This is a genomic window from Desulfurella sp., from assembly GCF_023256235.1.
Lineage (GTDB): Bacteria > Campylobacterota_A > Desulfurellia > Desulfurellales > Desulfurellaceae > Desulfurella.
The window spans coordinates 1-1,650 of sequence record NZ_JAGDWY010000067.1 but is presented as its reverse complement, the minus strand read 5'-3'; the positions used below and the strand labels follow the sequence as shown (position 1 = coordinate 1,650).

Annotated in this window: 3 protein-coding genes; 1 reads left to right on the top strand and 2 read right to left on the bottom strand. The window is 40.7% G+C overall.

All coding sequences use genetic code 11. The features are described 5' to 3' along the window. A partial coding sequence (locus Q0C22_RS06790; protein ID WP_291493075.1) for a DNA-3-methyladenine glycosylase occupies positions 1-441 on the top strand: 441 nt, incomplete at its 5' end. A gap of 11 nt (positions 442-452) precedes the next feature. Here the strand turns inward: Q0C22_RS06790 and Q0C22_RS10470 are convergent. Together Q0C22_RS10470 and sufC are read right to left on the bottom strand one after the other, a co-directional pair. Continuing rightward, positions 453-722, bottom strand: a complete 270-nt coding sequence (locus tag Q0C22_RS10470; RefSeq protein WP_367172125.1) for a hypothetical protein — start codon at positions 720-722, stop codon at positions 453-455. After that, on the bottom strand, positions 706-1,449 hold the full coding sequence (gene sufC, locus Q0C22_RS06780) for a Fe-S cluster assembly ATPase SufC (protein WP_291493072.1): 744 nt from the start codon (positions 1,447-1,449) through the stop codon (positions 706-708). The genes Q0C22_RS10470 and sufC overlap by 17 nt, the downstream gene beginning before the upstream one ends. Positions 1,450-1,650 lie beyond the last annotated feature (201 nt).

The window sequence follows — 1,650 nt, the reverse complement described above, 5'->3', positions numbered from 1 at the left end:
GCCCCTGCAAGCCATGCTTTTAGAGGAAAAAGGGGGAGGGCTAAGATAATGTTTGAAACCGTTGGCGTTGCTTATGTTTACTTATCATATGGCATTCACTACTGCCTGAATGTTGTGGCAAAATCACCCCAGCAGGAAGCTGGAGCAGTCCTAATAAGAAGCGGCGAACCCATACTGGGATATGAATTTATGAAAAAATTTCACAATAAAGACGAGTGTAAAATTTCAAGTGGCCCTGGAAATTTCACTAGGGCATTAAATATAGATTCAAGGTATAACGGGCATGACCTTACAGATAAAAACGATCTGTATATATCTGGGGGCTGGTTAAATAAAAATGAAAAAATTCTGCAGAGCAGGAGGATAGGGATTTCAAACGGTACAGATAAGCCTTGGAGATTTTTGATATCAAACAACTGCACTGTTTCAAAAAAACCATAATTGATATTTATTCATTTAAACGGTATCCTGTAAACTGACCCGCAATTTTTACATCTAAATATTAGCCTGCCCCTTCTGACCCTGATGGTCTTGCTATACAGAGGCGGTGAATATGCCTTGCACTTTTTACAGAAGAGCAGCTTTAAATCATAAGATTGCTTCATACGAAACTTCAATGCAATCCTTTTTGCCAGATCTGCCTGTTTTTGAGAAAGGCAACTCCCGGGATTACGGTAAGCACTGTTGACAAGAAATTTTACTGATTCAGCTGCTGCCTTCATCCTTTACCCATCCATACCCTCCTTTATCAATTTTATCAGCCAGCGTTGAATCGCCTGACGCTGCAACCTTGCCGTTGACTAGGACATATACTGCGTCAGGTTTTACGTATCTTAGGATTCTAGAATAATGGGTGACCATGATAACTGTGTTCCCAGTTTTAGCGTGAACTTTATTGATGGCCGATGAAATTAGCTCCAATGAATCTACGTCAAGCCCTGAATCTATTTCATCAAGAATTGCGAACTTGGGCTGCAGTACTGCCATTTGAATTATTTCGAGCTTTTTCCTTTCACCGCCTGAGAGCCCTTCATTTAGATTGCGGGATAGCAACAAATCGTCGATTCCAAGTTCGGACAATTTTTGTTTAACCATTCTGTTAAAAACGTATGTGCTTAGATTTTGCCCCGTGATGGCGTTATATGCAGTTTTTATGAAGGAGAAGCTTGGAACCCCTGGAACTTCGACTGGAGTTTGAAAGGCCAGAAATATCCCCTTTTTTGCCCTTTGATCTGGAGAAAGGTACGTAATCTCTTCATTATTCATCATTATTTTTCCGCTGTGTATTTTATATACCGGATTCCCCATTATTGTGAAACTTAATGTGCTTTTGCCTGACCCATTAGGCCCCATTATTGCATAAACTTTGCCATCTTCAAAATTAATATTAACGCCATTGAGTATCATTTTATCGTTTATTCCTGCTTTTAGGTCATTAATGCTTAACAATTTAATAAAGTTACAAGCTGTATTGGTTAAAACCTTTCCTGAAAAATTAAAATGACATCCCATTGCGCTAAAGCGCGTGAGCTTCCCATGCCGCTATCCTGAGTTAGTCTGCAGCATGGAACTTGATTAAAAATGTAGCCCGGGGCGGATTCGAACCGCCGTCGCCGGGTATCCCCTCACTCTAGGAGCGATCCAGAGCCC